General features: G+C 60.6%; 23 protein-coding genes. 15 read left to right on the forward strand and 8 right to left on the reverse strand.

What is annotated here, in order from left to right; translation table 11 throughout:
- Window positions 1-227: 227 nt before the first annotated feature.
- Window positions 228-509: a helix-turn-helix domain-containing protein gene (locus ACFPPA_RS13585; RefSeq protein ID WP_377320795.1), complete on the reverse strand. Its 282-nt coding sequence runs from the start codon at window positions 507-509 to the stop codon at window positions 228-230.
- Window positions 510-610: 101 nt separating this feature from the next.
- The gene (locus tag ACFPPA_RS13590) at window positions 611-880 is read right to left on the reverse strand and encodes a helix-turn-helix domain-containing protein (RefSeq protein WP_377320797.1); all 270 of its coding nucleotides are present in this window, start codon (window positions 878-880) and stop codon (window positions 611-613) included.
- A gap of 279 nt (window positions 881-1,159) precedes the next feature.
- Here ACFPPA_RS13590 and ACFPPA_RS13595 point away from each other — a divergent pair, with 279 nt between their 5' ends.
- Together ACFPPA_RS13595 and ACFPPA_RS13600 are read left to right on the forward strand one after the other, a co-directional pair.
- Window positions 1,160-3,556, forward strand: a complete 2,397-nt coding sequence (locus ACFPPA_RS13595) for a TonB-dependent receptor plug domain-containing protein (RefSeq protein ID WP_377320799.1) — start codon at window positions 1,160-1,162, stop codon at window positions 3,554-3,556.
- A gap of 10 nt (window positions 3,557-3,566) precedes the next feature.
- Window positions 3,567-5,771, forward strand: coding sequence for an Atxe2 family lasso peptide isopeptidase (locus ACFPPA_RS13600; protein WP_377320801.1), 2,205 nt, complete (start codon window positions 3,567-3,569; stop codon window positions 5,769-5,771).
- Here the strand turns inward: ACFPPA_RS13600 and ACFPPA_RS13605 are convergent.
- From ACFPPA_RS13605 to ACFPPA_RS13620, 4 genes are all read right to left on the reverse strand, one after another.
- Complete coding sequence (locus ACFPPA_RS13605) at window positions 5,756-7,504, reverse strand: asparagine synthase-related protein (protein WP_377320803.1); 1,749 nt, start codon at window positions 7,502-7,504, stop codon at window positions 5,756-5,758. The genes ACFPPA_RS13600 and ACFPPA_RS13605 overlap by 16 nt on opposite strands.
- Entirely contained in the window at window positions 7,504-8,190 is a 687-nt protein-coding gene (locus ACFPPA_RS13610; RefSeq protein ID WP_377320805.1) for a lasso peptide biosynthesis B2 protein, read from the reverse strand. Before ACFPPA_RS13610 ends, ACFPPA_RS13605 begins: the two co-directional genes overlap by 1 nt.
- A gap of 51 nt (window positions 8,191-8,241) precedes the next feature.
- Window positions 8,242-8,388: a benenodin family lasso peptide gene (locus ACFPPA_RS13615; protein WP_377320807.1), complete on the reverse strand. Its 147-nt coding sequence runs from the start codon at window positions 8,386-8,388 to the stop codon at window positions 8,242-8,244.
- A 169-nt stretch (window positions 8,389-8,557) separates the two neighbouring features.
- A complete protein-coding gene (locus tag ACFPPA_RS13620; RefSeq protein WP_377320809.1) occupies window positions 8,558-9,187 on the reverse strand; it encodes a GntR family transcriptional regulator in 630 nt (209 codons plus the stop codon).
- A gap of 493 nt (window positions 9,188-9,680) precedes the next feature.
- On the opposite strand from ACFPPA_RS13620, the gene ACFPPA_RS13625 reads away from it, so the two are divergent.
- The 13 genes from ACFPPA_RS13625 to ACFPPA_RS13685 all read left to right on the forward strand — a co-directional run bounded on the left by ACFPPA_RS13625 (window position 9,681) and on the right by ACFPPA_RS13685 (window position 23,684).
- Window positions 9,681-9,977, forward strand: a complete 297-nt coding sequence (locus tag ACFPPA_RS13625) for a hypothetical protein (RefSeq protein ID WP_377320811.1) — start codon at window positions 9,681-9,683, stop codon at window positions 9,975-9,977.
- A 302-nt stretch (window positions 9,978-10,279) separates the two neighbouring features.
- The gene (locus tag ACFPPA_RS13630) at window positions 10,280-10,792 is read left to right on the forward strand and encodes an RNA polymerase sigma factor (protein ID WP_377320813.1); all 513 of its coding nucleotides are present in this window, start codon (window positions 10,280-10,282) and stop codon (window positions 10,790-10,792) included.
- Window positions 10,793-10,806: 14 nt separating this feature from the next.
- Complete coding sequence (locus tag ACFPPA_RS13635) at window positions 10,807-11,775, forward strand: FecR family protein (RefSeq protein ID WP_377320815.1); 969 nt, start codon at window positions 10,807-10,809, stop codon at window positions 11,773-11,775.
- Window positions 11,776-11,943: 168 nt separating this feature from the next.
- Window positions 11,944-14,511, forward strand: a complete 2,568-nt coding sequence (locus tag ACFPPA_RS13640; protein WP_377320817.1) for a TonB-dependent receptor domain-containing protein — start codon at window positions 11,944-11,946, stop codon at window positions 14,509-14,511.
- Window positions 14,512-14,626: 115 nt separating this feature from the next.
- Window positions 14,627-16,762: an Atxe2 family lasso peptide isopeptidase gene (locus ACFPPA_RS13645; protein ID WP_377320819.1), complete on the forward strand. Its 2,136-nt coding sequence runs from the start codon at window positions 14,627-14,629 to the stop codon at window positions 16,760-16,762.
- A 157-nt stretch (window positions 16,763-16,919) separates the two neighbouring features.
- The gene (locus tag ACFPPA_RS13650; protein WP_377320821.1) at window positions 16,920-18,818 is read left to right on the forward strand and encodes a LamG domain-containing protein; all 1,899 of its coding nucleotides are present in this window, start codon (window positions 16,920-16,922) and stop codon (window positions 18,816-18,818) included.
- Window positions 18,819-19,392: 574 nt separating this feature from the next.
- The gene (locus ACFPPA_RS13655) at window positions 19,393-19,770 is read left to right on the forward strand and encodes a hypothetical protein (RefSeq protein ID WP_377320822.1); all 378 of its coding nucleotides are present in this window, start codon (window positions 19,393-19,395) and stop codon (window positions 19,768-19,770) included.
- Window positions 19,767-20,195: a hypothetical protein gene (locus ACFPPA_RS13660; protein ID WP_377320824.1), complete on the forward strand. Its 429-nt coding sequence runs from the start codon at window positions 19,767-19,769 to the stop codon at window positions 20,193-20,195. The genes ACFPPA_RS13655 and ACFPPA_RS13660 overlap by 4 nt, the downstream gene beginning before the upstream one ends.
- 82 nt (window positions 20,196-20,277) lie before the next feature.
- Entirely contained in the window at window positions 20,278-21,111 is an 834-nt protein-coding gene (locus tag ACFPPA_RS13665) for a hypothetical protein (RefSeq protein WP_377320826.1), read from the forward strand.
- A 248-nt stretch (window positions 21,112-21,359) separates the two neighbouring features.
- A complete protein-coding gene (locus ACFPPA_RS13670; protein ID WP_377320828.1) occupies window positions 21,360-21,830 on the forward strand; it encodes a DUF2846 domain-containing protein in 471 nt (156 codons plus the stop codon).
- A gap of 165 nt (window positions 21,831-21,995) precedes the next feature.
- On the forward strand, window positions 21,996-22,583 hold the full coding sequence (locus ACFPPA_RS13675; RefSeq protein WP_377320830.1) for a hypothetical protein: 588 nt from the start codon (window positions 21,996-21,998) through the stop codon (window positions 22,581-22,583).
- Between the two features lie 22 nt (window positions 22,584-22,605).
- Complete coding sequence (locus ACFPPA_RS13680; RefSeq protein WP_377320832.1) at window positions 22,606-23,037, forward strand: hypothetical protein; 432 nt, start codon at window positions 22,606-22,608, stop codon at window positions 23,035-23,037.
- Between the two features lie 233 nt (window positions 23,038-23,270).
- Entirely contained in the window at window positions 23,271-23,684 is a 414-nt protein-coding gene (locus ACFPPA_RS13685) for a VOC family protein (RefSeq protein ID WP_377320834.1), read from the forward strand.
- Window positions 23,685-23,800: 116 nt separating this feature from the next.
- Here the strand turns inward: ACFPPA_RS13685 and ACFPPA_RS13690 are convergent, their stop codons facing one another.
- Both ACFPPA_RS13690 and ACFPPA_RS13695 read right to left on the reverse strand, forming a co-directional pair.
- Complete coding sequence (locus ACFPPA_RS13690) at window positions 23,801-24,040, reverse strand: hypothetical protein (protein WP_377320836.1); 240 nt, start codon at window positions 24,038-24,040, stop codon at window positions 23,801-23,803.
- 355 nt (window positions 24,041-24,395) lie between these two features.
- Window positions 24,396-24,989: a TetR/AcrR family transcriptional regulator gene (locus ACFPPA_RS13695; protein ID WP_377320838.1), complete on the reverse strand. Its 594-nt coding sequence runs from the start codon at window positions 24,987-24,989 to the stop codon at window positions 24,396-24,398.
- Window positions 24,990-25,012 lie beyond the last annotated feature (23 nt).

A 25,012-nucleotide genomic window follows, 5' to 3' on the forward strand; every position in this document is an offset into this window, starting at 1 on the left:
AGCTCGGTGATGTCATCTTCCAAGACTTGGGCTAGCAGCTCAAGACCATCGATGGAAACGTCGGTAGCGCGGCGTTTAAGCCGCGGTACGCGCGTCCGAGGGAATTCGGTCGTATTGGCTTGGTTCCTTCTGCTTGGCGGGGCCGACCTAGAAGGCATCTGTCTCCAAGACAGAACAGACCCATTTCTTGATTGGTAAGACAACGTGTCCTGTTCTTAAGCCACTCGCTAGCGGGAGGCCCGGCCTGCTGAACTTGGTCCACGAACAGCAATCGCCTTCTCAAACCGCCTTACAAAGCCAACTAGGTCCTGATCGCAGGCTTGGCAATATTCGCGCAGTTGCAGCAAGTCCAGCCGTCGTCCACCTCGTTCGACGTCGCTGATATAGGACTGTGATCGCTCCAACAGCGAGGCCAGTTCGGCCTGCTTCAGACCAGCCCTGTTCCTGACTTCAATTAGCAGTTCAAGCAGCGTCTGGTATTCGGGTTTGTGGATCGACTTGGCGGGCATTGTGGCGTCATGACAGGAAGGCCACGCCCACCCTATATCCGGTTTTTCGGTATCTGAAAAACAGATACATGTGAATGGATATGCTCGCGATCCGCTTCCTTCTAAAGGGCGAGTCGGTTAGGCCCACCAGCGATCTTCTCCTCAAACCGGCTCACAAAGCCGATTAAGTCTTGGTCGCAGGCCAAGCAGAAGTCGCGTAGTTGGAGCAGATCCATCCTTCGAGAACCGCGCTCGACGTCGCTGACATATGACTGCTTTCTCCCCAGCAGTGCGGCCAGATCGGCCTGGTTTGGGTGGGCTTTGATGCGCATCTCGCGTAGCAGCCCCTGCAGCACTTTGTACTCAGCTTTGTGGATCGATTTGGGAGACATCACGGCTTCTCAGATGGTAGGCCGCACCCAACCTATATCTGGTTTCCAAATATCTGAAAAACAGATATGATCATTTCTGCGGGGCACCGACTTGCTGACGGGCTCATGCCGGGGACGCTCGGCGGGACACACCGGTCGGTACGAGGGTGCTGACCAGCAGATATAGCCGCCACATGTGCAAGCCATAAATGGGGCAGAGCTTTGCCGACGACCTTGCCAACTCCGGGATATGACCGGACTGGCAGTTCGAAAAAGGCCAACTAAGGGGAGGGACGCAGCATGAAGCCAAGCACGCTACGCAACGCCATTTCCATCGCCCTGCTCGTAGCCGTCACCGGCACCAGCGAGTGGGCCATGGCCCAGGACACCACGACAGACACGGTCACGCAGGGTAGGGCGCCCGTGACCAAGGCGCCAGCTAAGGCGCAACCGAAAAAAAAGCCCGACAAGTCCGCGACGCCAGCGGCCACCAAACTGCAGACCGTGACCGTCACCGGCACCCGCATCCGCGGCGGTAGCACACCCTCGCCAGTCATCACGATCGGCAGCGAGCAGATCCAGCAGGAAGGCTTCACCGATCTCGGCGAGGTGATCCGCAGCGTGCCGCAGAACTTCTCCGGGGGACAGAACCCGGGGGTGATCGGCGCCGCCGGTGGCATCGGCAATCAGAACTTCACCGGCGGCTCCGCCTTGAACCTGCGCGGGCTGGGGCCGGATGCCACGCTCACGCTGCTCAACGGGCGTCGCCTGGCCTATGACGGGTTTAACCAGGCGCTGGATATCAGCGCCATCCCGGTGGAGGCGGTCGAGCGCCTTGAAATCGTTCCGGACGGTGCGTCAGCCATTTATGGCTCGGATGCTGTGGGCGGCGTGGCCAATGTGATACTGAAGCGCGACTTCGATGGGGTGACTTTGGGAGCGCGATACGGCGGCGCGACTGAAGGCGGCCTGGCGACAAGGGAGTACAACGCGACCGCCGGTACCACCTGGGCCAGCGGCGGGTTGATCGCGACATTCAAGCATGCCAATGTCGATCCCCTCTACACGCGCCAGCGCGGCTACACCAGTTATCTGGTCGATCCCTATACGATTTACGACGGCAGCAGCTTACGCAGCGGCCTTGTCAGCGTGCACCAGTCAATGGGCGACTTGGTCGAACTGCGACTTGACGCGCTCAGAACCGAGCGCGATGTGACCAGATACTACGGTCAGACGGGTTCCTACTACCACTACAGCCCGCAGACGTCGATCACGCTGGTATCGCCCAGCATCGCATTCTCCCTTCACAATGACTGGTCCATCACTCTCGGTGAAACGTACGGCAAGGACGATACTGCCTATGAGAGCCATCTCGTCTCGGCGTCGGGAAGCAACTTTGTCAACCAGAGCTGTTACTGCAATGAAAGTCGTTCTTGGGAGATCGGCGCCGAGGGCTCGCTGTTCGCGTTGGGGGGAGGGGGCGCACGTCTGGCAGTCGGCGCCGGGTCGCGGACAAACGCCTTCCGGTATGTGCCCAAGGCTGCCGGCAGCCGTTACGGTGGCGATGAACGTGCCAGGTTTGCCTACGCTGAACTCAACCTTCCGTTCGTCTCGCCATCCTCGGACATCGCGGGTGTCCATCGTCTGGAATTCAGCGCCGCGGTGCGCGGCGAGGATTACGACAGCTATGGTCGGGTGACTACACCGAAATTCGGGGTGATCTATGACCCCACCACCGACTTTACGCTCAAGGCCTCCTGGGGGAAGTCTTTCAAGGCACCGACGCTGTTGCAGCGCTACGAGAACAAGATCGCCTATCTCTTCAGCGCTTCCGCGGTGGGTGCGGCCAGCAGTCCTGCGGGTGCCACCGCATTGGTGTCCTATGGCGGCAACGCCGAACTGCGTCCCGAGAGGGCGCGGACTTGGGCGACATCGCTGGCCTTTCATCCAGAGGCACTGCCGGAGCTTGACGCCGAGCTGACCTGGTTCGACATCGACTATACCGACCGGGTGGTCGTGCCGCTCAACTACCAACAGGCGCTGAGCGATCCGGCTTATGCGGATTTTGTGGTTCGGTCGCCATCGCCCGACCAGATTCAGAGCCTTCTCGCTGTTTACGACGACAGCTTCTACAACCTGTCCGGAGGCGCCTATGACCCGAGCAGGGTGGTGGCGATCATCCGCGACCAATACGTGAATGCGGCGCGGCAGCGGATCAAGGGGCTCGATCTGTCCGGTTCGTACCGTTTCGATCTTGGCGGCAGTCGGCTGACGGTGCGCGGGTCGGCCAGTTGGCTCGACAGTGCGCAGACGACAAGCGCCGGGCAGCCCAAACAGACACTCGCCGGAACTGTCTTCAATCCGGCCAGGCTCAAGGGGCGCGTCGGTGCGGTTTGGGCATCGGGGGGCTTCACCGCGTCAGGCTTTGTCAACTACACCGGCGGTGTGACCAACCGCTTTGCACCGGTGAAAGAGAAGACCTCGTCCTTCACCACGTTGGACGCGGCGATCGACTATGACACCGGTGAGCATGCGGGTGTCTTCTCGCGGTTGACGATCGGGTTGTCAGTGCAGAACCTGCTCAATCGCGCGCCGCCGCTCTATACCGCGGCGGTGTCGACGTACGTGCCGTATGACGCCACCAACTACTCAGCGATCGGGCGCTTCGTCAGCGCTTCGATTTCCAAGCGCTGGTAGGGGAGGGGCTATGAAACGTTCTCATTGGCCCACCCTATGGGGGGCCGTTGGAGCACGTGCGTGGAAGCATTCCCCGGCCAGCAAGCGCCGCACGCATTGGGTTTCCACGCTGGCACTTGGCGTATTGGGCATGGCTGTGCTCGGGCCCTCGCACGCGAAAGCGATCTCGCCGCGGCGCCTGTTGGAAGTGACCGATCTGGGCAATCCGGTGAGCTCGCCCAATGGGCGGTACGTCGCATTCCGGGCTGAGCGGGCCTCGATTGAACGCAACACATACGACACCACGTGGTATGTACAAGCCTTGGATGGGAAATCCCTGCCGCTCCGCATAGCGGATGGAGGCCCGCCGTTGCGCGAGTACGTCACCGGAGACGTGCTGCCTTCACCGGCCATCTGGTCTCCAGATGGAAAGTGGATCTACTATCGCGCCCGCCTCGATGGCCGTGTTTCCGTCTGGCGCGCAGCAGCAGATGGCTCCGGCTCTTGCGCGGTGATATCGGACTCTGCGGATGTGCGGGATTTTAGGTTGAGCGGTGATGGTCGAACATTGAAGTACAGCGTTGGCGCGACACGGGAAGAGGTGAACAACGCGGAAGCGGCTGAGTACAACCGTGGCATCCGCATCGACGACACGGTGAATATTGCTGCCGGGTTGTTCCGGTCGAGCAAGCTCGCGGGGCGGCCGGCGACGCAGCGGTTCCTGGGAGATTGGTTCTCGATGGGCCCACTGCTGGCGAAGGTACCGAGCCGTTGGAAGGCTGTCGACCTGGCAACGATGACCACTCGGGCGCTGTCCGCATCGGAGCTACCGCCGCGCCCGCTGACGCCAGCCGATCTTTCGCCCGATCTTCCGGCGGCGCCGATCAAGAACGCGGGTGGCCTGCGCTACGAAATTGTCCAGAACCCAAGTGATGGGCGTATTGCGGTGCTGTTGCCTGGGCACAAGGACAAAGGGCTGGCGGTGAGCCGGCATGTCGAGCTCGCCATGCTGCAGGACAGGCACACCTCGCGTCCAATCCGTTGCCTGCCCGAGTTGTGTCGTCACAGATACATTGCGGATATCCAGTGGCGCCCCGGGAGCGATGAAATCCTGTTCACGACCACCGACACAGCCAAGGCGCAGTCAGTCTACGCATGGAATGTCGTAACGGGCACAGTGCGGCTGATCGCGCATTCCGACGGGCTTCTTAGTGGGAGCCAGCGCTACTGGGACATCCCCTGCGCGCTGTCGTCCGATACCCTGGTGTGCGTCGCGGCCGAAGCAGATCACCCGCCGCGTCTCGAGGCGATCGATGTAAATAGCGATCATCGGCGAATCCTGTTTGCACCCAACAAGGAATTGGAAGCGGATATCGCGGCCACGGTGCCGGCGAGACCGATCCGCTGGAAGGACGCACAAGGCCGGGAGTTTACCGGTCAATTCTTCCGGGCGCGTGGAGCGGGCAGCGGCAATCCGCCGCCGCTGTTCGTGACGTTCTACAGTTGCTACGGATTTCTGCGCGGCGGGTTGGGCAATGAGTGGCCTCTTGCCACTCTGGCTGAGGACGGAATCTCTGCGTTATGCATCAACGCGATCCCGGAGTATCGCCTTGACACCGCGGCGCGTTACGACCAGGGGCGTGCGGCCGTCGAAAGCGTCGTGAAACTTCTATCGGCTCAGGGGCGCATTGATCCAACTCGTGTCGGCATGGGCGGACTCAGCTACGGCAGTGAGGTGACACTTTGGACGCTGGCACATTCGCATGTGGTGACTGCGGCGTCGGTCAGCGGCATTTCGGTGACGCCAACCTACTACCTGTTCAATAGCCTGCGGGACGCCTTCCGTTCCAACCTTCGGAAACTGTGGCAGCTTGGCTCGCCAGACGAAACACCGAAGCGGTGGAGGGAAATCTCCCCCGCGTATCAGCTCGACAGGATCAAGGCACCGGTCCTGTTCCAGCTGCCTGAGCAGGAATACCGGATGACTCTGGACTATGCATTACCCCTGATGCGCAGGCACCAAGCGGACATCTACGTATTCCCGGACGAGACTCACGTCAAGTTCCAGCCCAGGCACAAGCTGGCGGCATACGAGCGAAATGTCGATTGGTTTCGTTTTTGGCTTGAGGGGTATGAAGACCAGGGTCCGGACAAGGCTGGGCAGTACCGCATTTGGCGTGAAATGAAAAAGGCCGAAAAGCACTGTTTTCGTGCGGGCTCTCACGATGGACTGTGATCTTGTTGACGCGCCCAGTTCTCGGCCGCACACAAATCGAAGATGCGAAGAAACGACAGATCCCGGGGCGCAAGTTCCTTGGCGAAAAAATTGGCCAATGCGGTGCGGTCCAGCAGGTCATGTGCACATAGCTGCCCTTCCTCCAGGGATTCGCGGATCTTCGGCTTGTTTCGTGTGTAGATGGCAGCCATGTGGCCGGTATAGGAGCCTTTGCTGCGTCGATCGTGAATTCCGCTCGGCAACTGATCTGCAAAAGCCTGGCGGGCGATCGCACGGTTTCGACCGTCGGCGATCCACATCCAGGTTGGGACTTTCAGGCATGCTTCCATGACGGGCTGAGATAGCAGAGGAAAGTGCATGGAGCATTGCAGGCCGCGTGGTGCGGCATCCCTGAATAGCTGGACGCCGATCAGGTCATGAATTTTCTCTCGATCGCCCGGTAGTGCGTCCGACGGCGCGTCCATCCATGGATGATGCTCAGGCACCGCGGCCACGTGGGCGGGGTTGAGCAGCGTGCGATCCTCTTTCCAGCCCAAGCGTGGTCGACGGAACATTTTCTTGAGGGTCAACCGACTGGCCTTGAAGACTGTGCATCGGTGTAGGTTCGCAAGATTCTCGATGCCTCCGATTCCCGCCATGACGCCACGCTCCCGGAACGCATCAGCGGCTGGCGCCGCAGTCTTCAGATAGCAGAAGACGGTATCGCCACCGGCACCCGAAAAGAAACTGTCTACCCCATATCGGGTGCCTGCGGCCTCCCAGGCTTCGTTGATGGCATTCTGTGGAATGCCTATGGCAGGAACAACGGACGAGCGAGACACGGGAAATTCGATGTGGACATTGTCGAACCCTACTTCTACCGAAAAGAGCTCCTGGCCCAGCGCATCCGTAAGCAAACGGGCGTATGGTCGCTCGTCAGTGCCGGTCACGGGCATGACCAACGTGCAAAAGGTGGCGCGCGGCAAAGCATCGCGCAAGCAGGTGGCGACGATGGAGGAATCTAGCCCGCCCGATAACTCAACCACAAACCTGTCTTCCAACTTGGAGAGCGCCCTGACCACGCTGGATACGGTCTCGCGGACATCTTCGGCTGCCACGAGAGGATCCTTGTGCCGGACGCCCTCTGCCACGAAGCGCCACGGTGACCACGCGGTGCTGGTTGAAACTTCCCTCCCGCGACAGGTCAGCATGTTGCCCGGAAGCAATTCGCTGACGTACTTCAGTCCCGTACGCGCCGTTTTCAGGTAGGGAAAGGTGAGGCCGTGTGCGATAGCCTGCCAGTTCACCTCCTTGCGGTAGAGTCCGAGAGCGACGGCAAGGCTGATGTCCGAGGTAATGAAGCCTTCACCATCAGCTAGCGAGTAGACGCATGGCACGGCGCCCGATGGGTCGCGCAAAAGGGTAAGCGCCGAGCGATCGTCGCGGTCGACAAGAATGGCGAGATAGTTGCCCCAGGTGTTCCGCAGCAGACGGCTGGTGAGTTCGCGCGCCGAACCAACCATATCCAGACATTGTGAGATGGGCTGGCCATCCCTCGTAAAGACTTGGCCGATGAGCAGGCCGTGCCCGGGTATGGAAAGGGAACGGGCGCCAGCGGAAGCAAAAACCCTGGCCGAAGCCGATTCAAGTTTGCAGATCATTTCTTCGGCGCGCAGGAGCCTGTCCAGCCGAAGCGTGTAGTCGGCGCTCCGGTTCAATCCTTCGCCGAGCAAAATGATATAGCGATATTTCATCAGATTATCCTGATGGGGGTGTGCGCATGGGCGTCGGAGAGTGTTTCGTTCAACACAACGCCGCCGGCCTGCACCCAGCAATGTGCCGCGAATGGCTCCGGCGTCACACCGAAGACGATGTTTGCCGGCAATCCCCGCCGCGAGAGGAACCGAAGCAGGGATAGCGAATCCAGGAGGCAGGTAGGCTCGATGGGCACGTAGCGGCGCGCACGAACGAATTGCCAGTTCGCCTGGAGTAGATCGGCCTCGCAGTCAGCGGTTGTAGCGGCCTCAATCGCACCTGCGTTTCTATCGCGGTACGCACAGGCTTCGTCCAGATTCGTTTTGAGAGTGCGAGCCTTGAGCTGGCGACGAGTCGACCAGACGGTCGCCACGACTTCAGCGACATGGGCTACGCTGAGCCGGTCGCCCGCAGTCGCGGTGGGTTGCTCGATTGCGCTGCGAGATGGGAGCAGGATGTTCGCTATTGTGGAATGCGCCTCCACACCCGGTACTTCGACCAGTATCCGCGCGGCGGAAAGATCCGCCAATAGCGTGGAAGCAACGCCTTGATGTGCCTGAAAGCATCGCATGGCCTTCTCAAGATGACCGGCCAGCCTGAAGTACCGATCTTGTGCTACGTCGAGAAATATCAGGTGACCGTCGACGTCACAGAACGAAAGATCCTCTCTGAGCTGGTAGCACATGATCTGCTCTCCAAGGGTAGGGCGCGCACGATGGTGCGCGCCCCGGAGTTATTACTCCTCCGAAATGCCGGGGGTCACTGGGCCGCCGAGTCCACCGCCCTCGCCGATGCCAGCGTTGCCCTTCGTCGCCATGCTGGCGACACCGAGCTCGGTGACGTCTTCCGACGTATCGTTGCGAATGTCTTTGTTCGTGTTCATTTCGATCTCCTACGTTCGCGTCATGGCTGTCCCATGACGCGTGCAGCGTAGGAGTCGGAAATCTTGATTTTCAAATGATTATTGCGTTGTTATCCGGTGATTGTTCCGGAGCGTGATGGACGTCCGTCATGGCCGGGCTCGGCGTCGATGTTCCTTCGGCTGACGCGGGCTAGTGGAGGCGATCGCTGCGCTCGCTCAGCAAGGCCACGATGCACGGCACGAGTTGCTTGCGGCGTTCGTGATAGTTGCGCAATGCGGACCTCAGGGCCGAAACGTCGTGTGCCTGCCAAAGTCGGTCCAGTTCCGAAAGCTCGTCGAATCTGTGCTCCAGCAACCCCTGTATGGCCCAGCGTATCGGCGCCAGCCGGTCGTTGGCCTGCTTCACGGCATGGTGCAAGTTTCCGCGGGCAGTCGCCAGGGCTATCGCGTCGAACAGCTGCCACGTCAGCGTGACCAGATCGTCATCAGCCGAGGTGAGCTCCAACTGCTCGGTCTTTCGGGCTACCGGCATTGCGCCGATATCGCAAGCGATCAGCAACAGCCGCTCCATCCAGTCATAGAGGTCGCGCAGGGCGACCTCGGTGAGCAAAGGAACGTGCAGTCCGTCGCGGGCATGATCGACGAGCAGGGATTCGCCGACCAGGCGATATAGCGCGAATCGAACCGGCGTGGGGCTGGTGTTGAACTCTGCGGCGAGTGTGGCGGGATCGATCCTCTGACCAGGCGCGTAGCGCCCCGATCGCAGGGCGCGTTTGACCTGCCGGTACACGAATGCACTCTTGGAGTGGATCGCATTCATGGCTGGACTCCATGTCTGCTGATGATTGCTTCCCAAAGCCGAATGGTGCTGCGGATCGACCGTCAGGAAAAAAGGATCAGGCTTTCGACCGTTCGAAGGTAATGGAACCTGGCCAGCTCACTGGCCGGGCCATCGTGGCGGGGGCCTGGCGGCGTACTCGCCGCCCAGCGAGGTGGGCGCGATGGGCGGTTGCCCAGGGCAAGGACAGATGTGGCGGGCCCCTGCACCAAAGGTTGTCAGGGACATTTTCCGAATTCTGTGCGCGAGTTCAGGTTCCCGGCGTGTCGCGGGATCACCCGACGTGCCTGGATGGCGCGGATTTTGCGCGCGGTGCGCTATCGGACTGCCCGCAATCTGCTCAACGAACAATACCGGCGCAGCCAGTCGCATCGCGACAAGCTCGACGTGCAAGTGGAGACGATCGAGCCGCCGGATCCCGGAACGCTGGCGGTTGGTCTCGCCTTCCTACGATTTCGAACGGGCGGGGGCCCCCGTGCTGATGCAAATGGCAGAGCAGGAGTACAGGTCGGCGCTCGATTACGCGGTCCCCCTGATCAGGGTGCATCGAGCCGAGGTCTATGTGTTTCCGAACGAGCTCCACCAGAAATTCCAGCCGCATCACAAACTGGCCGTTTACCAGCGCAATCTGGACTGGTTCCGGTTCTGGCTGCAGGGCTACGAAGATCCGGCTCCGGACAAGGCCGGGCAATACCGTACCTGGCGCACGATGAGACACGCGGTGTCGGCCACGCTGGCGCGCGCTGGTGCTGGTGCTGGTTCGGGCGGCTGAATTTCAGTGGGCACTGGCGGATCGGATCGGGCCCGGACGGCGCCTGACCGAGCCGGTCAGGCCAGGTCGTCCTGGGCATCAGGCGGACAAGAGGTAGGGTGCAGCCGACCTTGCGTGTTTCATGACAGAGGGGCTCTGCGCAGGCGCGCGTCTGGACGGTGGCAATTTTGCATCTTCAAGGCTCATTTGCGTGACCGGCATTTGACATGAGCTCGGGCGTGGCAGCACATTGAAATCACTGGAGCGACGACGAGGCTGTGAGCGTGTCGAGGTCCTGCACAGATTGGGCGGAAGCGGAACCGTTGCCGTCGAGCGACGCCAACGTTGATGCCTTCGTGCGCGAGAACCAGGCCGAGCTGTTGAACTTCTTCCGTCATCGCCTGGCGAAGTCGCAGGATGCCGCTGACCTGGCACAGGAATCCTGGAGCCGGCTGATGCGTTACCGGCAAGACCAGCCCCCCGCCTCGTTGCGCAGCCTGCTGTTCACCATCGCGCGCAATGTGCTCAAGAATCACTGGCGCTGGAGTTCGCTGCATCAGCTTGAGCAATCCACGGATTTCAGTGGGCTGGACATCGCCTCCGAAGTCCCGGGGGTGGAGCGGCAGTGGCAGGCAAGACGCTACCTGGAGAGGCTGGAGGCAGCCGTCGCCGACATGCCGGACAAGCGCCGCACGGTGTTCCTGCTCAGTCGCGTCGAAGGTTTGAGCAATGCCCAGGTGGCCCAGCGCTGCGGCATTTCCGTGAAGATGGTCGAGAAGCATCTTGCCAAGGCGATCATCCAGTGTCGCGCAGAGGTGGGGGATTTCGAGCCGTGAGTGTTGGCAACAGCATGGATTCCCACGACGCTATCCGAGAGGAAGCTGCTGCCTGGTTCGCCAGGCGCCGCGACGGCGCCTGCAGCGAGGAGGCGGCCTTCGAAGCGTGGCGCGATAGCAGCGATGCGCATGCGCGTGCCTACGCCGAAACCGAGCACTCCTGGGAACAGTGGGCGCGATTGCAGGACTCCGTGCAAATGCGCAAGATGGCCGCTGCGGCGATGGCTGCCACCTCACCCAGTCAACGGCAGGCGACCGGTAAGCGCTTGAGGCCACTGCTGGCAGCGGCAGGCCTGGCAGCAATTGCCGTGTTCGGCGGTATATGGTTGCTGCCGCTGATGATGCAGACGGCGCCCGTGGCCTACAGCACTGGCCTCGGCGAGCAACGCACCGAGCAGTTGCCCGACGGCACCCGCATTGTCCTTAACACGCAGACTGCGCTGCAGGTGCGCTACAGCCGTCTGCGCCGCGACGTCACACTGCAGCATGGTGAGGCGATGTTCGAGGTCGTACACGATGCTGAGCGCCCCTTCATCGTCACCGCCGCCGATGGCAGCGTCACCGATCTTGGCACGCAGTTCCTGGTGCGCGACGAAAATGGCATAGCCACAGTCACTTTGCTGCAAGGGCGGGTGGATGTCGCCGCGCTAAATGAGCACAAGCAGTTGGTGCCAGGTGAACAAGCTCGTTACGGTGCTCGTGTCGCCGGCATCCGCGTGCGACAAGTTGACCCGGCCGGCATCACCAGTTGGATGCGCGGGCGGCTGGATTTCAGTGGTCTGCCACTGGCCCAGGCTGTGGCCGAGGCCAACCGCTATTCCGCGGTCAAGCTGCGCCTGGGCGATCCGCGGTTGGCCGATCTGCCCGTGGGCGGCAGCTTCCGTACCGGCGACAACGCGAGTATTGCCGCCGCCCTTTCTGCCGTGTTCCCGGTGCGCGTGGCCCGCAGCGACACGCACGAGATCGTGCTGATGCCGCGCTGAGTCAACTGCATGTCATTCAATGCCGGGTAGGGTTGCGCGCCGCTCAGTTGTTACCCCTGTGGCAGGCGCCGCGTCGGCGCTCACCAACACAGAGGGGAGCAGATGAATACAGCAAGCAGGAGGTCTGGTCGGGGACTTGTCGAGAATGCCCTGTGCGTGGCGCTTTGCATGGCACTGTATGCCACGGTACCCATGGCGCAGGCACAGACAGCGGTGGCGAGCGAGTCGGTTCGCCAGTACGACATTTCCGCGGGCCCACTGTCCACGGCGCTCAGTGCATGGGGTGCGCAAAGCGACCGGCAACTGGTGTTCGCACCGGACTTGGTCGCTGGCAAACAGGGTCAAGGCATCTCGGGCCGCTACGGTGCCGAACAGGCCTTGACGCATCTGCTCGCCGGGACGGGGCTCGCATGGGAGCGCGTCAGCGGCCAGACCTACACCCTCAAGCGGGCATCGCCGCCGCCGGGCGTTGATCGGAAACGCGCGTCGAAACCCAAGGCGCCATCGTCCGGGGCTGCTCTGGACGTGAAGAAACTGAGTACGGTCACCGTTACCGGTACACGCATACGTGGTGGTACCACACCATCGCCGGTGATCACGATCGGCAGCGAAAAGATCCAGCAGGAAGGCTTTACTGATCTTGGCGAGGTGATACGCAGTGTGCCGCAGAACTTTTCAGGTGGGCAGAATCCGGGAGTCTCGCTAGGCGCTGCGCAGGGCAGCCCCAGCAATCAGGACATCACCGGCGGCTCGGGCATGAATCTGCGCGGGCTGGGGCCGGATGCGACCCTGACCCTGCTCAATGGTCATCGCATGTCCTATGGCGGATTTGCACAGGCGGTCGATATCAGCGCCATTCCGGTTGAGGCGGTGGAGCGCCTCGAGATCGTTCCCGACGGCGCTTCAGCCGTCTATGGCTCGGATGCGGTGGGTGGCGTGGCCAATGTGATCCTCAAGCCCGACTTCGATGGCGTGACCGTGGGCGCGCGCTATGGTGGTGCCACCGAGGGCGGGCTGATCACACGCGGGTTCACGACCACTGCCGGCACCACCTGGGCCACGGGTGGCTTGATCGCGGCGGGGGAAAAAACATCCAACGACCCAATTTATTCAGACGAGCGTGACTACACCCGCTCGATGTACCGGCCCTCGACGCTGTGGCAGGGAAGCAGTCTTCGCAGCGGCTTGTTCAGCCTGCACCAGTCGCTGGGAGAGGCCGTTGAACTGCATCTGGACGCGCTCGGGAACGACCGGAGCAGCCACACGGTTCTGGCGTACCCCAGCGTCTATTACCCCTACGATGTAAAGACGAAGACCAGCTTGCTGGCGCCCAGTCTCGAAGTCTGGCTGCCGGGCGACTGGACGCTCACGCTCAGCGTGGCGGTGGGCAAAGAGAGGAACTCGATCGCGCAGCCGACGGTGAGCAGGGCAGATGGAGCGATTACTTCCAACGGCCTCAGCGCGTACACGAACAAAAGCCAGACTTATGAGATCGGCGCGGAAGGGCCGTTGTTCACACTGCCCGGCGGCGACGCAAGGCTGGCCACTGGCGCGGGATATCGATACAACCATTTTCTGAACGCGAGCATCAGCCGCAACAGGATCAATGCCGATGGCGGCCAGAGCAGCCGATTTGCCTATGCCGAATTGAGCCTGCCTTTGATAGGGGCCGAGCAGCACATCGACGGGATCGAGCGACTCGCGCTGACCGGCGCGGTCCGCACCGAGGATGGCGATTACGGAAGGGTGACCACACCAAAGCTTGGGGTGATCTATTCGCCCAGTGCCGATTTCTCATTGAAAGCGTCATGGGGAAAGTCGTTCAAGGCACCCACACTCCTGCAGCGCTACATGAGCCAGAACGCCATCTATTATCCGGCGGCAACGTTTGGTGGCGGCTATCCCGCGGATGCCACGGCCTTGTGGCTGTCGGGCGGCAATGCGAATCTGCGTCCGGAGCGGGCCCGGACATGGAGTGCCTCGCTGGCATTCCACCCGGAGGCGGTGCCGCAGCTCGAAGCGGAGCTGACCTGGTTTGATATCGACTACACCGAGCGTGTTCTGCAGCCGATCACTACCTACAATGTTTTCGGCAATCCGATCTACACGGATTTCGTCCATTACGACCCTGCCGAGGCAGTGCTGAACGAGGCGGTTGCAAACGCCAGCAACTTCTACAACTACGTGGGCACACCTTTCGATCCCAGCAAGGTCGTGGCGATCGTCGATGGCCGGTATGTCAACGCATCGCGGCAGAAGATCAAAGGGGCCGATCTGACTGGGTCGTACCGGTTCGACGTGGGCGCGGGGAAGTTGGCGTTCCGTGGTTCGATAAGTTGGCTGGAAAGCACACAGTCCCTGACGGCGGCGCAAGACCCTTATGACCTGGCCGGGACGTTGTTCAATCCGGCCAGGATCAATAGTCGGATCGGTGCAGTCTGGCAGCAGGGTGGTTTCACGGCTTCGCTGTTCGGAAACTACAAGAGCGGGGTGACCGACGCCAAGGAAGGCAGCAAGGGCGCATCGTTTACCACTTTCGACGCCACGCTGCGCTACGACACCGGCGCGCGCGATGACGCATGGTCGAATCTGGCGCTGGAATTGTCGGCCCAGAACCTGCTCGATCGTGCGCCGCCGTTGTACACCCCCATTTCGTGGACCTACGCACCTTACGATCCGGCCAACTATTCGGCGGTCGGCCGCTACCTGAGTCTGTCGGTGTCGAAACACTTCTAATTTCGCGCCGTCATCCCGAGCAGTCTTCGCGCCGTCCGCCGTTTCCCACAACGAAGTCGGCATCCCGCATTCTCTGCCGGGACGTGCGGCATTCATCTGTATCCAGGCCATCGACATGTTCCCGAAAAACCTCTTGAAACACGTTCTGGCATCGGGAGGGCTGCTGCTGATGTTCATCGGTCCGTCTCATGCAGGAACCATCTCTCCCCGCCGGCTGCTGGAGGTCGCTGACCTCAGTGGTCCCGTCATTTCGCCGGACGGCACCAATGTCGCATTCAGGCTCGAGCAGGCCTCGGTCGTGCGCAATACCTACGATGTCTTCTGGTACGTGCAGCCCATGGATGGCCAGTCGCCTCCGCGCCGGATCGCGGACGGAGGCACGCTGTTGCACGATAGCGCCGGGGTGGCGGTGTCGGGCCATGCCGTGTGGTCACCCGACGGGCACTGGATCTATTACCGCACCCTGGAGGATGGCCGTCTGGCCGTCTGGCGCGCGGCAGCGGATGGTTCCGCCGCGGAACCGGTGACGCACGATCCCGCGGACGTTCGCGATTTTTCGTTGAGCGCCGACGGCAAGACGCTGAAATACAGTGTAGGCGCTACACGCGCAGCGGTCATTGCGGCGGAGCAGGCCGAATACGATCGTGGCATCCATATCGACGACACCGTGCCCGTCGGCCAGGGCGGCCTTTTCCGCTCCGGCAATGTCGATGGGCGGCTGGAAACACAGCGCTTTCGCTCGGATGCCCCCGGATGGGATCGCGTTCAACTTCTGGCAGAGGTTCCGGATCAGTGGAAAGCAGTCGATCTGGAGACAGGGAAGGTGACGAACTTGCCTTTCTTGGAGCGTCCGCCCCAGCCGCCAACGACATCGGATCTATCCGGCGGCATGCGCAAGGCCCTTGGCATGCGCGCCCTCGAGTCGTCGTCCTCTTGGAAGCTGGTAGTTGATCCGGATTCGGGCCGGACGGCGTTGTTGACGCGGACCGGCAACGCCAAAGGGCTCCTGAGAAAGCCCGATGTGCAACTCGCCATGCTGCCCAAGAAAGGCTCAACCCGACCCGTCAAATGCCAGGCCGAGTTGTGCACGGGAAAGGCGATAAGCGTTATCCAGTGGCGACCGCATAGTGATGAGGTGCTCTTCACCGTGACTGACCCGCACAAAGGGCAGGCTCAATCGATTTACCGGTGGAACGTCCGAACCGGCGCCGTGCAGCTGGTGACCCGATCCGCCGGCCTGTTCAATGGCGATGGTCGCTATCAGGCTGGCGGCTGCGGGGTGTCTTTTGAGGCATTGGTGTGCGTTAACGCCAAGGCGGATCGTCCGCCTCGCCTGGAGAGGATCGATCTAAAAGCAGGTAGGCGGCAGGTGCTGTTCGATCCGAACGCTTCCCTTGCCTCGGATGAAGCAAAGGACACACCCTCTCGCTTGCTTCGCTGGACGGACGCGAAAGGTCAGGAATTTACCGGTCAGTATTTTCCGGCGCGGCGTACGGGCCATGAACCCTCGCCACTGTTCGTGAACTATTACGATTGCAGGGGCTTCCTGCGCGGTGGCCTCGGCGATGAATGGCCTTTTGCGTCGCTGGCCGAAGACGGGATTTCGGCCCTGTGCATTAACCAGGCCCCTTACCGTCTTGACGCGGTTGCGCGTTACGGGCAAGGCCTTTCGGCGGTCAAGAGTGTCATTGACCTCTTGGCTTCGAAGGGAGAGATCGACCGGACCAAGGTGGGTATGGGCGGCCTCAGCTTCGGCACCGAAGTCACCCTGTGGACGGTGATGAAGTCGGATCTGCTCGCCGCCGCGTCGGTCACGTCGGTCGGGATGTCTCGTAATTACTATTTGTTCGGGAGCATGCGAGGCAGTGCCTTCTACAAGCCGTTGCGAGCGTTCTGGCAGCTTGGTGCGCTGGATGTAACGCCTGCGCGCTGGCGGCTGCTTTCTCCCGCCGCCAACCTGGACGCCATCAAGGCGCCGATCCTGATGCAGATGCCGGAACAGGAATATGTGGTGGCGCTCGACTACGCGACTCCGCTGATCCGAAAACATCGCGCCGACCTGTACGTGTTCCCCAATGAGCCGCATCAGAAGTTCCAGCCCAGGCACAAGCTTGCCGCCTATGAGCGAAATCTCGACTGGTTCCGCTTCTGGCTGCAAGGGCATGAGGATCCGGCGCCCTCAAAAAAAGCGCAGTACGTCCACTGGCGTGACATGCGGGACAGCCTGCACCGGGGTCAAGCAGGATCGTAGGTGCCCGACCTTGTGCTCTAAATCCGGCCCAGGCAGCTCGCCGGTTTGCGGATGGCGGGAAAAACCGGACTGACTTCCGGAAGCGAATACATCAAACCCAATGTCAAGGTCGCAGCCATGGCCTCGGACGGGTTGCATTACCAAAAGGGTCCTGACAATGAAAATACGATCAGCTCGTCATTATGCTCTCATGGCAGCCATGATTATGTTTCTGGCTGGTGGCTGCGTGGAAGCCAATGCCGACCGCACTCATGTGAAATCAGCCAATGAATTCAAGCCGGTCGCCTATTTTGACTTCAGTGATGCAAGTGAATTGGGAAGAAACACCCTGTCTCTTGACGACAAGAGCGCCACCGTAGGACAAGTGGATCAGGTTGATTCACCGTTCGGCTGCGCCGCAGAATTCCATGGCAAGAGTCGCCTCACCTTGAAATCGAACGATATCTTGAATTTCCACCATTCCTTTTCGGCTGCTGCCTGGGTAAATGGGTCCGGCGCGCGGTTTCAGAGTCTGGAGCTCGCAGGCATGCGGAGCCCAAATTTCCAGGTCGTTGGTGATCAGATCTATTGGGTAACAAATTCAGACCCGCTGGTGGATGGCGATTACAAGGCTCCGAAGAAGGGCCCGTATTACTGGCGGTCCGTCGTCTGGTCAGGGGTTGCCGATGTCAATCTAGGATCTTCGGATGACCGGCAGCGAACAAAGCTGCCATTGAGCGGACTGGAACCGAAGCTGCAGGTTGTTGGTGACCGTCTGTTCTTTGAATACTTTGGAAACGCTGCTGATGGGACCTGGCAGATCTATACCGGCACGAGCGACAGTAATGGCAAGGGCTGGATGTCGACTCAGAGGACATCCACCAAGGGACGTTACGATGCAGAACAGGCCCGCAATGTCCAGGTTGTCGGCGACAAGGTCTACTATGCATTTCCAATAAAGGACAAAAATGGAAAGTGGCAGTTGTGGTCCGCATCTTCCAATCGGGACGGCTCATCCTGGAAAGCACGGCAGGTAACGACCACTGGCGGTCTTATTCCAAGTTTTCAGGTATCCGGCGATAAAATATATTATATTTTTCTCGCTGACGCGGCAAAAGACCATGTTCATGGCAAGAACGATGTGGTTATTGCCTCCTCGAACCTCGATGGTTCGGGCTGGCACGAAATCCATCGTATTCATGGGTCCGCGTGGTGGATCATTGCGCAGCTAACAGTTGATAAGGGAACCATCTATTTCTCCTATTCGAAGGGTGATTCGACCGGTAACGCCCATCTGTCGACCGGAAGCGTGGCGACGGATGGATCCGGTTTTCAAGAGCACCAGAGAACGTTTGGTACAGGAAATTCAGCGCCGGCGGGCATTCAGGTCGTAGGCAACAAGGTCATGTATGCATTTTCTGCAGCCAAGAAGCCTTTGAAATCAGCTCTGAAGCTGGGATTTTTGGACATGTCATTCTGGACTGCCAGTTCGGATCTGAATGGTGATCATTGGGTCCAGCGGCGTGATCTTGGAGGTGACGGAGATGATTATCTTACCGGGTACAAGATGCTGGATATTGTTGGCGGCAAGGCGTATTACGATGTGAACAGGCTTCATTATAGGAAAAGCAAGGACCATGTTATAAGAGAGTTGAACGGCATCCTGGCTTATTCGGGTTCGAACGTACTGAATAAAGGAGATTCCTACGGCATCGGGATGTCGGCCTCGGGAAGTGTGTCGGGGTTTGTGAATGCCGGTGAAGATTATTTGTATCGTGGTGAAGCTCCAGAAGATACCGCTGGGGCGATGATCGCCCAGAAGCTCATGCCCGGTTGGCATCACGTCACTGTTACCTACGATGGCAACGCCTTGCGCTTGTATGTCGACGGCAAGCTGGCTCACGAAACCCGTTACGACAGGACGCCGGCGGCCAACCCCTTCCCGTTGAGTATGGGTGACGGCTTCGCCGGCAAGATTGCACGGGTGATGCTGTTCGATCGCGCGCTCAACCAGTCGGAGATATCTGCTTTGGCGGACCGGCATGATGAAACGTCATGCAGGCCAGTTCGACGATGAGTCCGGTGTCTGCCATTTGATGGAGCAGCCCGGAGCGCAAATTCCGGGTGAGTTCCTGCATCCGTTGTTCTCGATCTACCTTCCTTCGATTCGGGTCAGTACTAAGACTGTGAGCTCGCAATGACCGTTGGTGGCGCAACACTCACGTTACATGTGGCCGAGCTGCATCCCTTGTCATTCCGTTTTAGTAAGGTCCGGTGGCACCAGTTCGCCACTCTATACAGCGGCACACCTGAAATGGTCGGCAATTAAAGGGGACGTGGCCAATTAAGCCTCGTAGCGCGCGCGGGGAGCTTTGGGCGCCCCTGCGGGCGGCTGGTTGCGGGGCGGCGGAAACCGGGACCGCGGAAGTCAAATGCCGCCAGGCTCTTCACTTGACTTTCTCCGTCCCGGTTTCCGAAACTCCCGAAGGCGCATGCGGACTTGCCTTGAGTCCGCTGCAGTCCGTCGACAACCAGGGGGAATCATGACTCGATGGGATGGAACCCGGCCACGCGCACGTGGCACGGCGCGATATGCGGTGGTGCTGTCGGCTACGCTTGCCGTGGGCGGGTGCGCCACCGGTTATCAGGACATGCGTCACAGCATCCCTTTGCTTGAGGCGTTCGGTGGGGGTGGCTACTGGGACGAACCGGGCCCGGGCGAATTGACCAAGGTGGGCTTTGCGGCCAACGGCCACACGGACAACACGGCGGTGGTCACCTATCTGACGTGGCGCTGTACCGAGCTTGCCGTCCAGCGGCACAAGCCGTTCATGCGGATCTACCCGAGCCTGGTTTCGGCGGTGCGCAATCAGCCATCGACGGATATCAGCGTGGCAAACATCATGGGTGGTCCCGCGGACTGGGTATTTGTCCTGTTCGATGACAAATACGTGCCCGGTGATCTCGATGTCGCGAAGGTGCGGGCGCAATTGTTGCCGCGCATGAAGGCTGAGGGGGCGGCGCCGTGATGAACCATCAGCGTATGGCCATGCCGGCCTTGCTGGCGTGCGTTCTGGCCGGATGCGTCGGCCTGCCGCCCTACCAGCCGACTGCCGGCGCGGCGATGGTGGATGTGAAGTTGTCGCCCAACATCCGCAACGACACCATGACCCTGTGCGTGGATGGACGTTGCTACAGCGCCCATCCCAGCGAGGGGCATCTGAAGGTACCCGCCGGCGAACGCGTGACGCTTTTCCGCAATTTTGTCGCGGGTGGGTATCAGGTCACTTATTCCTGTTACCCAGGGGTGAGTTTCCAGACGCAGACCGATCTTGCGTATTACGCCGATTTCGAAATCAGGGCGAATCGTTGCGGTTTCCTGGTCTTCCGGCTTGATCCGGCCAGCCGGGTCGGGATTGCCTGGGAGCCATCCGAGAGGCTGATAAAAAGCTGAAGGGGAAACCTCAGCCTCCGTCCCTTTGTTGGTTCTTTGCCGGGAGGCACCACTGGAACGCCAACCGTCAGGAGCTAGGGCCATGCCCAAGGTATTCGTGAAGTTTCAGGGTGAAGAACACGTAGAAGTCACTGCGGATCCCAACGACACTTTCCGCAGCGTGCTCGAACAGGCGTACCGACAGGTTCGACCACATGCCGTTCTTCCGCCAGACGATCAGCTCAAGGTGTCATATAACGGCAAGGTCGTTTCCAAAGGTTCGCTCACGCTAGGCGACCTGAATGTCCAGGCGTACAAGACGATTCTTGTCGAACTTCCAGCCCGCCTGGAAGACGCCCCCACCGACAACGTACTGGCAAAGCTTCAAGCCTTCCTGCGGCTATCTGCCGGAGAGCTCGGGCCGGACGAGATGACATTCATCGGCATAGCCTGCTTCGATCATGGACATGGCGAAGACTCGATCAAGCGCCAACAGTGTCCCGATTCGCTGCTCGAATACTGTATTCGGCAGCGGGTCGACTTGAACGTGATACTGGTTGACCCCGGTTTCGCGGATGCCTCGGGCAGATACCGGCAGATTTATGACCTGCCCGGGTGGCGACTTCAATTCACGGAGGAGGGCGGCCGGATTCGACAATACAGCTACGCTCCCGCGGTGGCGGCTAGCGCATGCGATGTCTGGCTCACCGTGTTCGCCACGGGCATTGCCGAATACACGCTGGAACTCGCCGGCCAGGGCAGATTCGTGGGCGGCATTTCCATCCCAGACGTCTTCGCCGCGGCGGGCGGCTCCGAGCATCCGCAAGCCTGCGTCATCAGCGGCAACTTCTATCACGCTCCGCCCGATCCGAGCCAGTACTTCACGCGGGGATCGCAGCGGATCGTTGCAGCTGCGGGATTTACCTATAACGCCTAGGCGAATTAAGGGGGGCGCAAAGCAAAACGGGACGGAGGTGGACGGAGGAAGTTAAGCGAAGAGTACGGTGGTATTTGACTCTCTTCGTCCCGGTTTCGGATGGCACAAAATGACGAATCTGATCCTATTTTTTTTACTCCGATTAACCCGGACGCTAAACTGGACCACTACTGAAAGCGGGGGTGGAAGGGGACGGGTTACTGATCAGCCACGTCCCGCTTTTATTGGTGCTACTCACAGGAGGGGGTATGAGAATTCTTGTTGTCGGCCTGCTTTTGGCCGCGTTCAGTGGTTGCGCCACCAAGCCATTTGTCGTCGCCGATGCGTCGGCTTATGCATCTCAGGGCTCGATCTACGATGGACAGGCCACGGTCTATGTCATGCGTGATACGAGCGGTGCCGGCATGGCCTGGCCGGCGAACGTGCGACTCGACGGCGTCCAGAAAGGTTCACTCCGTCGGGAAACGTATGTCCGCTTTGCAGCCACTCCAGGCCGCCATGACATCCTGGCGCACTGGAACCGGCTCAGTGCGCTGCGCGAGGTGGCCTTCAACAGTGACTTCAAATCCGGCAAGACCTACTACGTCGTCATAGGTACCAGCTTCGCGGCCTACGCCGGCATCATGCAAATCGGTACAAACCTCGGCCTGGTGAAGCCGTCTGTTGGTGCTCAGCTGGTGGCGACATACCACGACCGGACGCCGGGTGCCGGCCAATGAAGCAATGTGTGGAACGGCTGATCATTTCGCTGCCGGTGTCAGCAGGGTGCTCCAAAAAAGTGCCTCTGGCCCGCTTTGTGGACCCGCTTGTTGTGAGCACCAAGACGTGAATCTATGTCTCTTTTCGGCCTTCTTTTCTGGCGGAATACAACCAAGGACGCATGCATGAAAATCTGGTGGCCTTTTATCCCGGCTCTGATCCTCTCCGGCTGCGCCGCGGTACCCCCCACCCAAGACGTTATGGGCCATCTGTTACATGCCGAGCCGGTTCCGTTGGCGGCAGTAGAGCTCAAGAGCGACGCGCCCCTGCTAGGCATCCAACCCGTCAAGGGCGAACTGGGGGCAGGCGCACCAGTGGTGGAACTGACACAAGGTAGTTCCTATTACCGCCTGTATCGCTTGACGCCCGTGCACGGCACTCTTCATCTGAAGGTCACCTCCTATTGTGCGTGCCTCGGCTTCGACAAACGCATAGCGGTTCCCGTCGTTCGTGTGCTGACGAAGGATGGACAGGTGATCAACCCGTCGCCGGACGGATATGAATATTCTGTGGAGGGTGCACACAGTTTCACGCCGCTCTCAATGACGCTTGACGTGACGGTGCCCGGTGCTGACGCTGACTATGCGCTGGTAGCAGCCGATAACTCGCACCCGGACACATCGATAACCCGGATCAACTTCGGTTGGGGCAGCCAGCTGGATATTCGGACATACCCCATTGGCCGGTTCGACGTCCGATACGTCAGCCCTTGAGCGTCGGCATCCGGAGACCCTGATGAAAAACCTGCTTTGTATCTTGTTGCTTGTGTTGACCGCCTGCTCGCCCGATGTGCGTCGGTTTGTGCCGCCGAACGCGGAACTGGCACACATGGCCCATCTGATCGCTCTTTCGGACCCCGCAGGAACGCTCCTGCATTCGGATGGGCACTATCTATTCATTACGTCCGTGGACGGTGAGCAGAGCAATAGTGACTGGGAAGTCCGGAAATTGCCGAACGATGTTTACCTGATGCCTGGCACTCACCGATTCAGGGTGCTCTACCAGCACACCGGACTGACCGCATCGGCGCATTTCGAGATTGATGCCAAGAAGGGAACGGCTTATTACGTGCATCACCATGCAGGTGCCTATGGCGTCCGGTTTTGGTTGACTGAAGGCACGCAGGATGGTCCGCATGTTGGCCGGGTGCTGCCGGCGCCAGAATAACCAGCAACAAGACATGGGGTCATGTCTAGCTTCGTAGCATGGCGTGACCGCGTCAGACCCTGAGGTTTCCCCACGTTATTCATCCCGGCACGCCAACAGGAACGGGATCATGTCGAGATGGCCCGAGGTTGATCGGCCACGCCTCTTGCGGCGCTTGTCGATTTCCCTCCTTCCCGCTCGTCGACAACAGGCCACGGCGATCCTGCCGCGGCTTGCATCCAAAGGAAGAAATGATGAGCAAGCCGATCTTCATCAACCTGCCGGTGACCGACCTGCAGCGGTCAAGGGCGTTCTACGAGACGGTGGGCGCGGTCAACAATCCCGCCTTCAGTGACGATACCGCCGCGTGCATGGTGTTCTCCGACACGATTCACGCGATGCTTCTCACGCATGAGAAGTGGCGCCAGTTCACCAGCAAGCGGATCGTCGATGCGCACGTGGACGCCCAGGTACTGCTGTGCCTGTCGGCGGATGATCGCGACGAGGTGTCCAGCCTGGTCGACAGGGCACGTGCTGCCGGCGGCAAGGCGGACCCCACGCCCGTGCAGGACCTTGGCTTCATGTACGGTCGCAGTTTCGAGGATCCGGACGGTCATATCTGGGAAGTGATGTGGATGGATCCCGCGGCCGTCCCGCCACAGGGCTGAGCAGGACGGTGTCAGGGACGCTATCGGGACGCCCCATGGCGGGCTAGCCGGGTGCGGCGAATTTGTCCCTGACACCTATCCGCCCTGGTCCGGCGGGCCGCCGGACCGGTTCCGCTTCATCCGGAGCAGCCGCCGCAGCATATGGTCGGCAACTGCACGACCTGTTCCGGCGCCACGGTCCAGCCGCTCTGGCGCAGCACCTCGATCAGGTCCGTCACCGTCACGTAGGAGGATATCCGCATCACCAGGCCGCTCATGTCGAGATCGACGACCGCGTTCGGATCGATATCGAACATGACGTCCTGAATGACGTCGGGGCCGGGGCACGCCTGCGTGAGCGCGATATGGAATTCCATCGTCTGGCCTCGTTTCATGCAAATCGTTGTGGTGTTGCGAGATTGCATGTTCCCCGGGCGGCGCGATGGCCGTCCTGATCCTGGTCAGGTCACGCGCATGGCGTCAGGGACGGTTTCGGGGCGAGCCAGACCAAACGGGTCAGTGCCCCTTCCTTGCATGCAACAGGTTCTCGTGAAGCTTCGGACGCCAGCTCCGTCGAACCGCAGGCGAGGTCCGCTGGCCCGCGTGCAAGCCTCCCAGCTCCGGATGCGAGGCTTCTCCACTTCGCGCACAAGTCTGGCTCGTTCCCGCGGAGTGCCATTTTCGATGAAAGTCGGCCCGCCCGGATCGTACCTGGGCACCGTGCGTCAGCGGCTACCCGGGCTCCACCTTCAGCAGCGCCAGCGCCTGGTGCCTGGCCGCTGCGCGCAGCGACTTGCGCAGACCCGGATCGTTGGTGGTGCGTGCGAGCACCATCCCGCCCACGCACAGGGCCACGATCGTCTCGGCGCGCCGGCCGGCATCGCGGACACCCTCGAGTGCCGTGCGGTAGATATGGCCCATGCCCCGGATCAGGTCGGTATAGGCCTCTTGCGGCTTCAGGCCCGCACGTGCGACGTCCGACGGCAGGGCGTAGAGCGGGCAGTGCAGGTCGATGTTCTCCAGCGCCTCGTCACTCAGATAGAGCTCCACCAGCATCCGGGCCAGCCCTCGCGGGTCGCGCAGGTTTTTCGCCGCGCCAGCCGTCTTGATGGCGAATGGATTGCACGTGACGAAGCTCGCGACGGCGGACGCATACAGTTCGTTCTTGCTCTGGAAGTGATGGTAGAACGCGCCGCGGGTCAATCCGGCGGCGGCCATGATCTGATCGATGGTGACCTGTTCGAAACCGCGGCGATTGAACAGGCGGCGCGCGGACTCGATGATGCGGGCGCGCGTCTGCACGGCATGTTCGGAACTGTAGGGCATGGTGCGGTGACCTCCGGTTGCCA

Origin of the sequence: Rhodanobacter ginsengisoli (assembly GCF_042657065.1) — a bacterium.
GTDB lineage: Bacteria > Pseudomonadota > Gammaproteobacteria > Xanthomonadales > Rhodanobacteraceae > Rhodanobacter > Rhodanobacter ginsengisoli.

Bases quoted from the DNA above. Each gene is read 5' to 3' on its own strand.
- ACFPPA_RS13585 (WP_377320795.1), bottom strand. From the start codon at position 509: ATGCCCGCCAAGTCGATCCACAAACCCGAATACCAGACGCTGCTTGAA.
- ACFPPA_RS13590 (WP_377320797.1), bottom strand. From the start codon at position 880: ATGTCTCCCAAATCGATCCACAAAGCTGAGTACAAAGTGCTGCAGGGG.
- ACFPPA_RS13595 (WP_377320799.1), top strand. From the start codon at position 1,160: ATGAAGCCAAGCACGCTACGCAACGCCATTTCCATCGCCCTGCTCGTA.
- ACFPPA_RS13600 (WP_377320801.1), top strand. From the start codon at position 3,567: ATGAAACGTTCTCATTGGCCCACCCTATGGGGGGCCGTTGGAGCACGT.
- ACFPPA_RS13605 (WP_377320803.1), bottom strand. From the start codon at position 7,504: ATGAAATATCGCTATATCATTTTGCTCGGCGAAGGATTGAACCGGAGC.
- ACFPPA_RS13610 (WP_377320805.1), bottom strand. From the start codon at position 8,190: ATGTGCTACCAGCTCAGAGAGGATCTTTCGTTCTGTGACGTCGACGGT.
- ACFPPA_RS13615 (WP_377320807.1), bottom strand. From the start codon at position 8,388: ATGAACACGAACAAAGACATTCGCAACGATACGTCGGAAGACGTCACC.
- ACFPPA_RS13620 (WP_377320809.1), bottom strand. From the start codon at position 9,187: ATGAATGCGATCCACTCCAAGAGTGCATTCGTGTACCGGCAGGTCAAA.
- ACFPPA_RS13635 (WP_377320815.1), top strand. From the start codon at position 10,807: ATGGATTCCCACGACGCTATCCGAGAGGAAGCTGCTGCCTGGTTCGCC.
- ACFPPA_RS13640 (WP_377320817.1), top strand. From the start codon at position 11,944: ATGGCACTGTATGCCACGGTACCCATGGCGCAGGCACAGACAGCGGTG.
- ACFPPA_RS13645 (WP_377320819.1), top strand. From the start codon at position 14,627: ATGTTCCCGAAAAACCTCTTGAAACACGTTCTGGCATCGGGAGGGCTG.
- ACFPPA_RS13650 (WP_377320821.1), top strand. From the start codon at position 16,920: ATGAAAATACGATCAGCTCGTCATTATGCTCTCATGGCAGCCATGATT.
- ACFPPA_RS13655 (WP_377320822.1), top strand. From the start codon at position 19,393: ATGCGTCACAGCATCCCTTTGCTTGAGGCGTTCGGTGGGGGTGGCTAC.
- ACFPPA_RS13665 (WP_377320826.1), top strand. From the start codon at position 20,278: ATGCCCAAGGTATTCGTGAAGTTTCAGGGTGAAGAACACGTAGAAGTC.
- ACFPPA_RS13670 (WP_377320828.1), top strand. From the start codon at position 21,360: ATGAGAATTCTTGTTGTCGGCCTGCTTTTGGCCGCGTTCAGTGGTTGC.
- ACFPPA_RS13675 (WP_377320830.1), top strand. From the start codon at position 21,996: ATGAAAATCTGGTGGCCTTTTATCCCGGCTCTGATCCTCTCCGGCTGC.
- ACFPPA_RS13680 (WP_377320832.1), top strand. From the start codon at position 22,606: ATGAAAAACCTGCTTTGTATCTTGTTGCTTGTGTTGACCGCCTGCTCG.
- ACFPPA_RS13685 (WP_377320834.1), top strand. From the start codon at position 23,271: ATGAGCAAGCCGATCTTCATCAACCTGCCGGTGACCGACCTGCAGCGG.
- ACFPPA_RS13690 (WP_377320836.1), bottom strand. From the start codon at position 24,040: ATGGAATTCCATATCGCGCTCACGCAGGCGTGCCCCGGCCCCGACGTC.
- ACFPPA_RS13695 (WP_377320838.1), bottom strand. From the start codon at position 24,989: ATGCCCTACAGTTCCGAACATGCCGTGCAGACGCGCGCCCGCATCATC.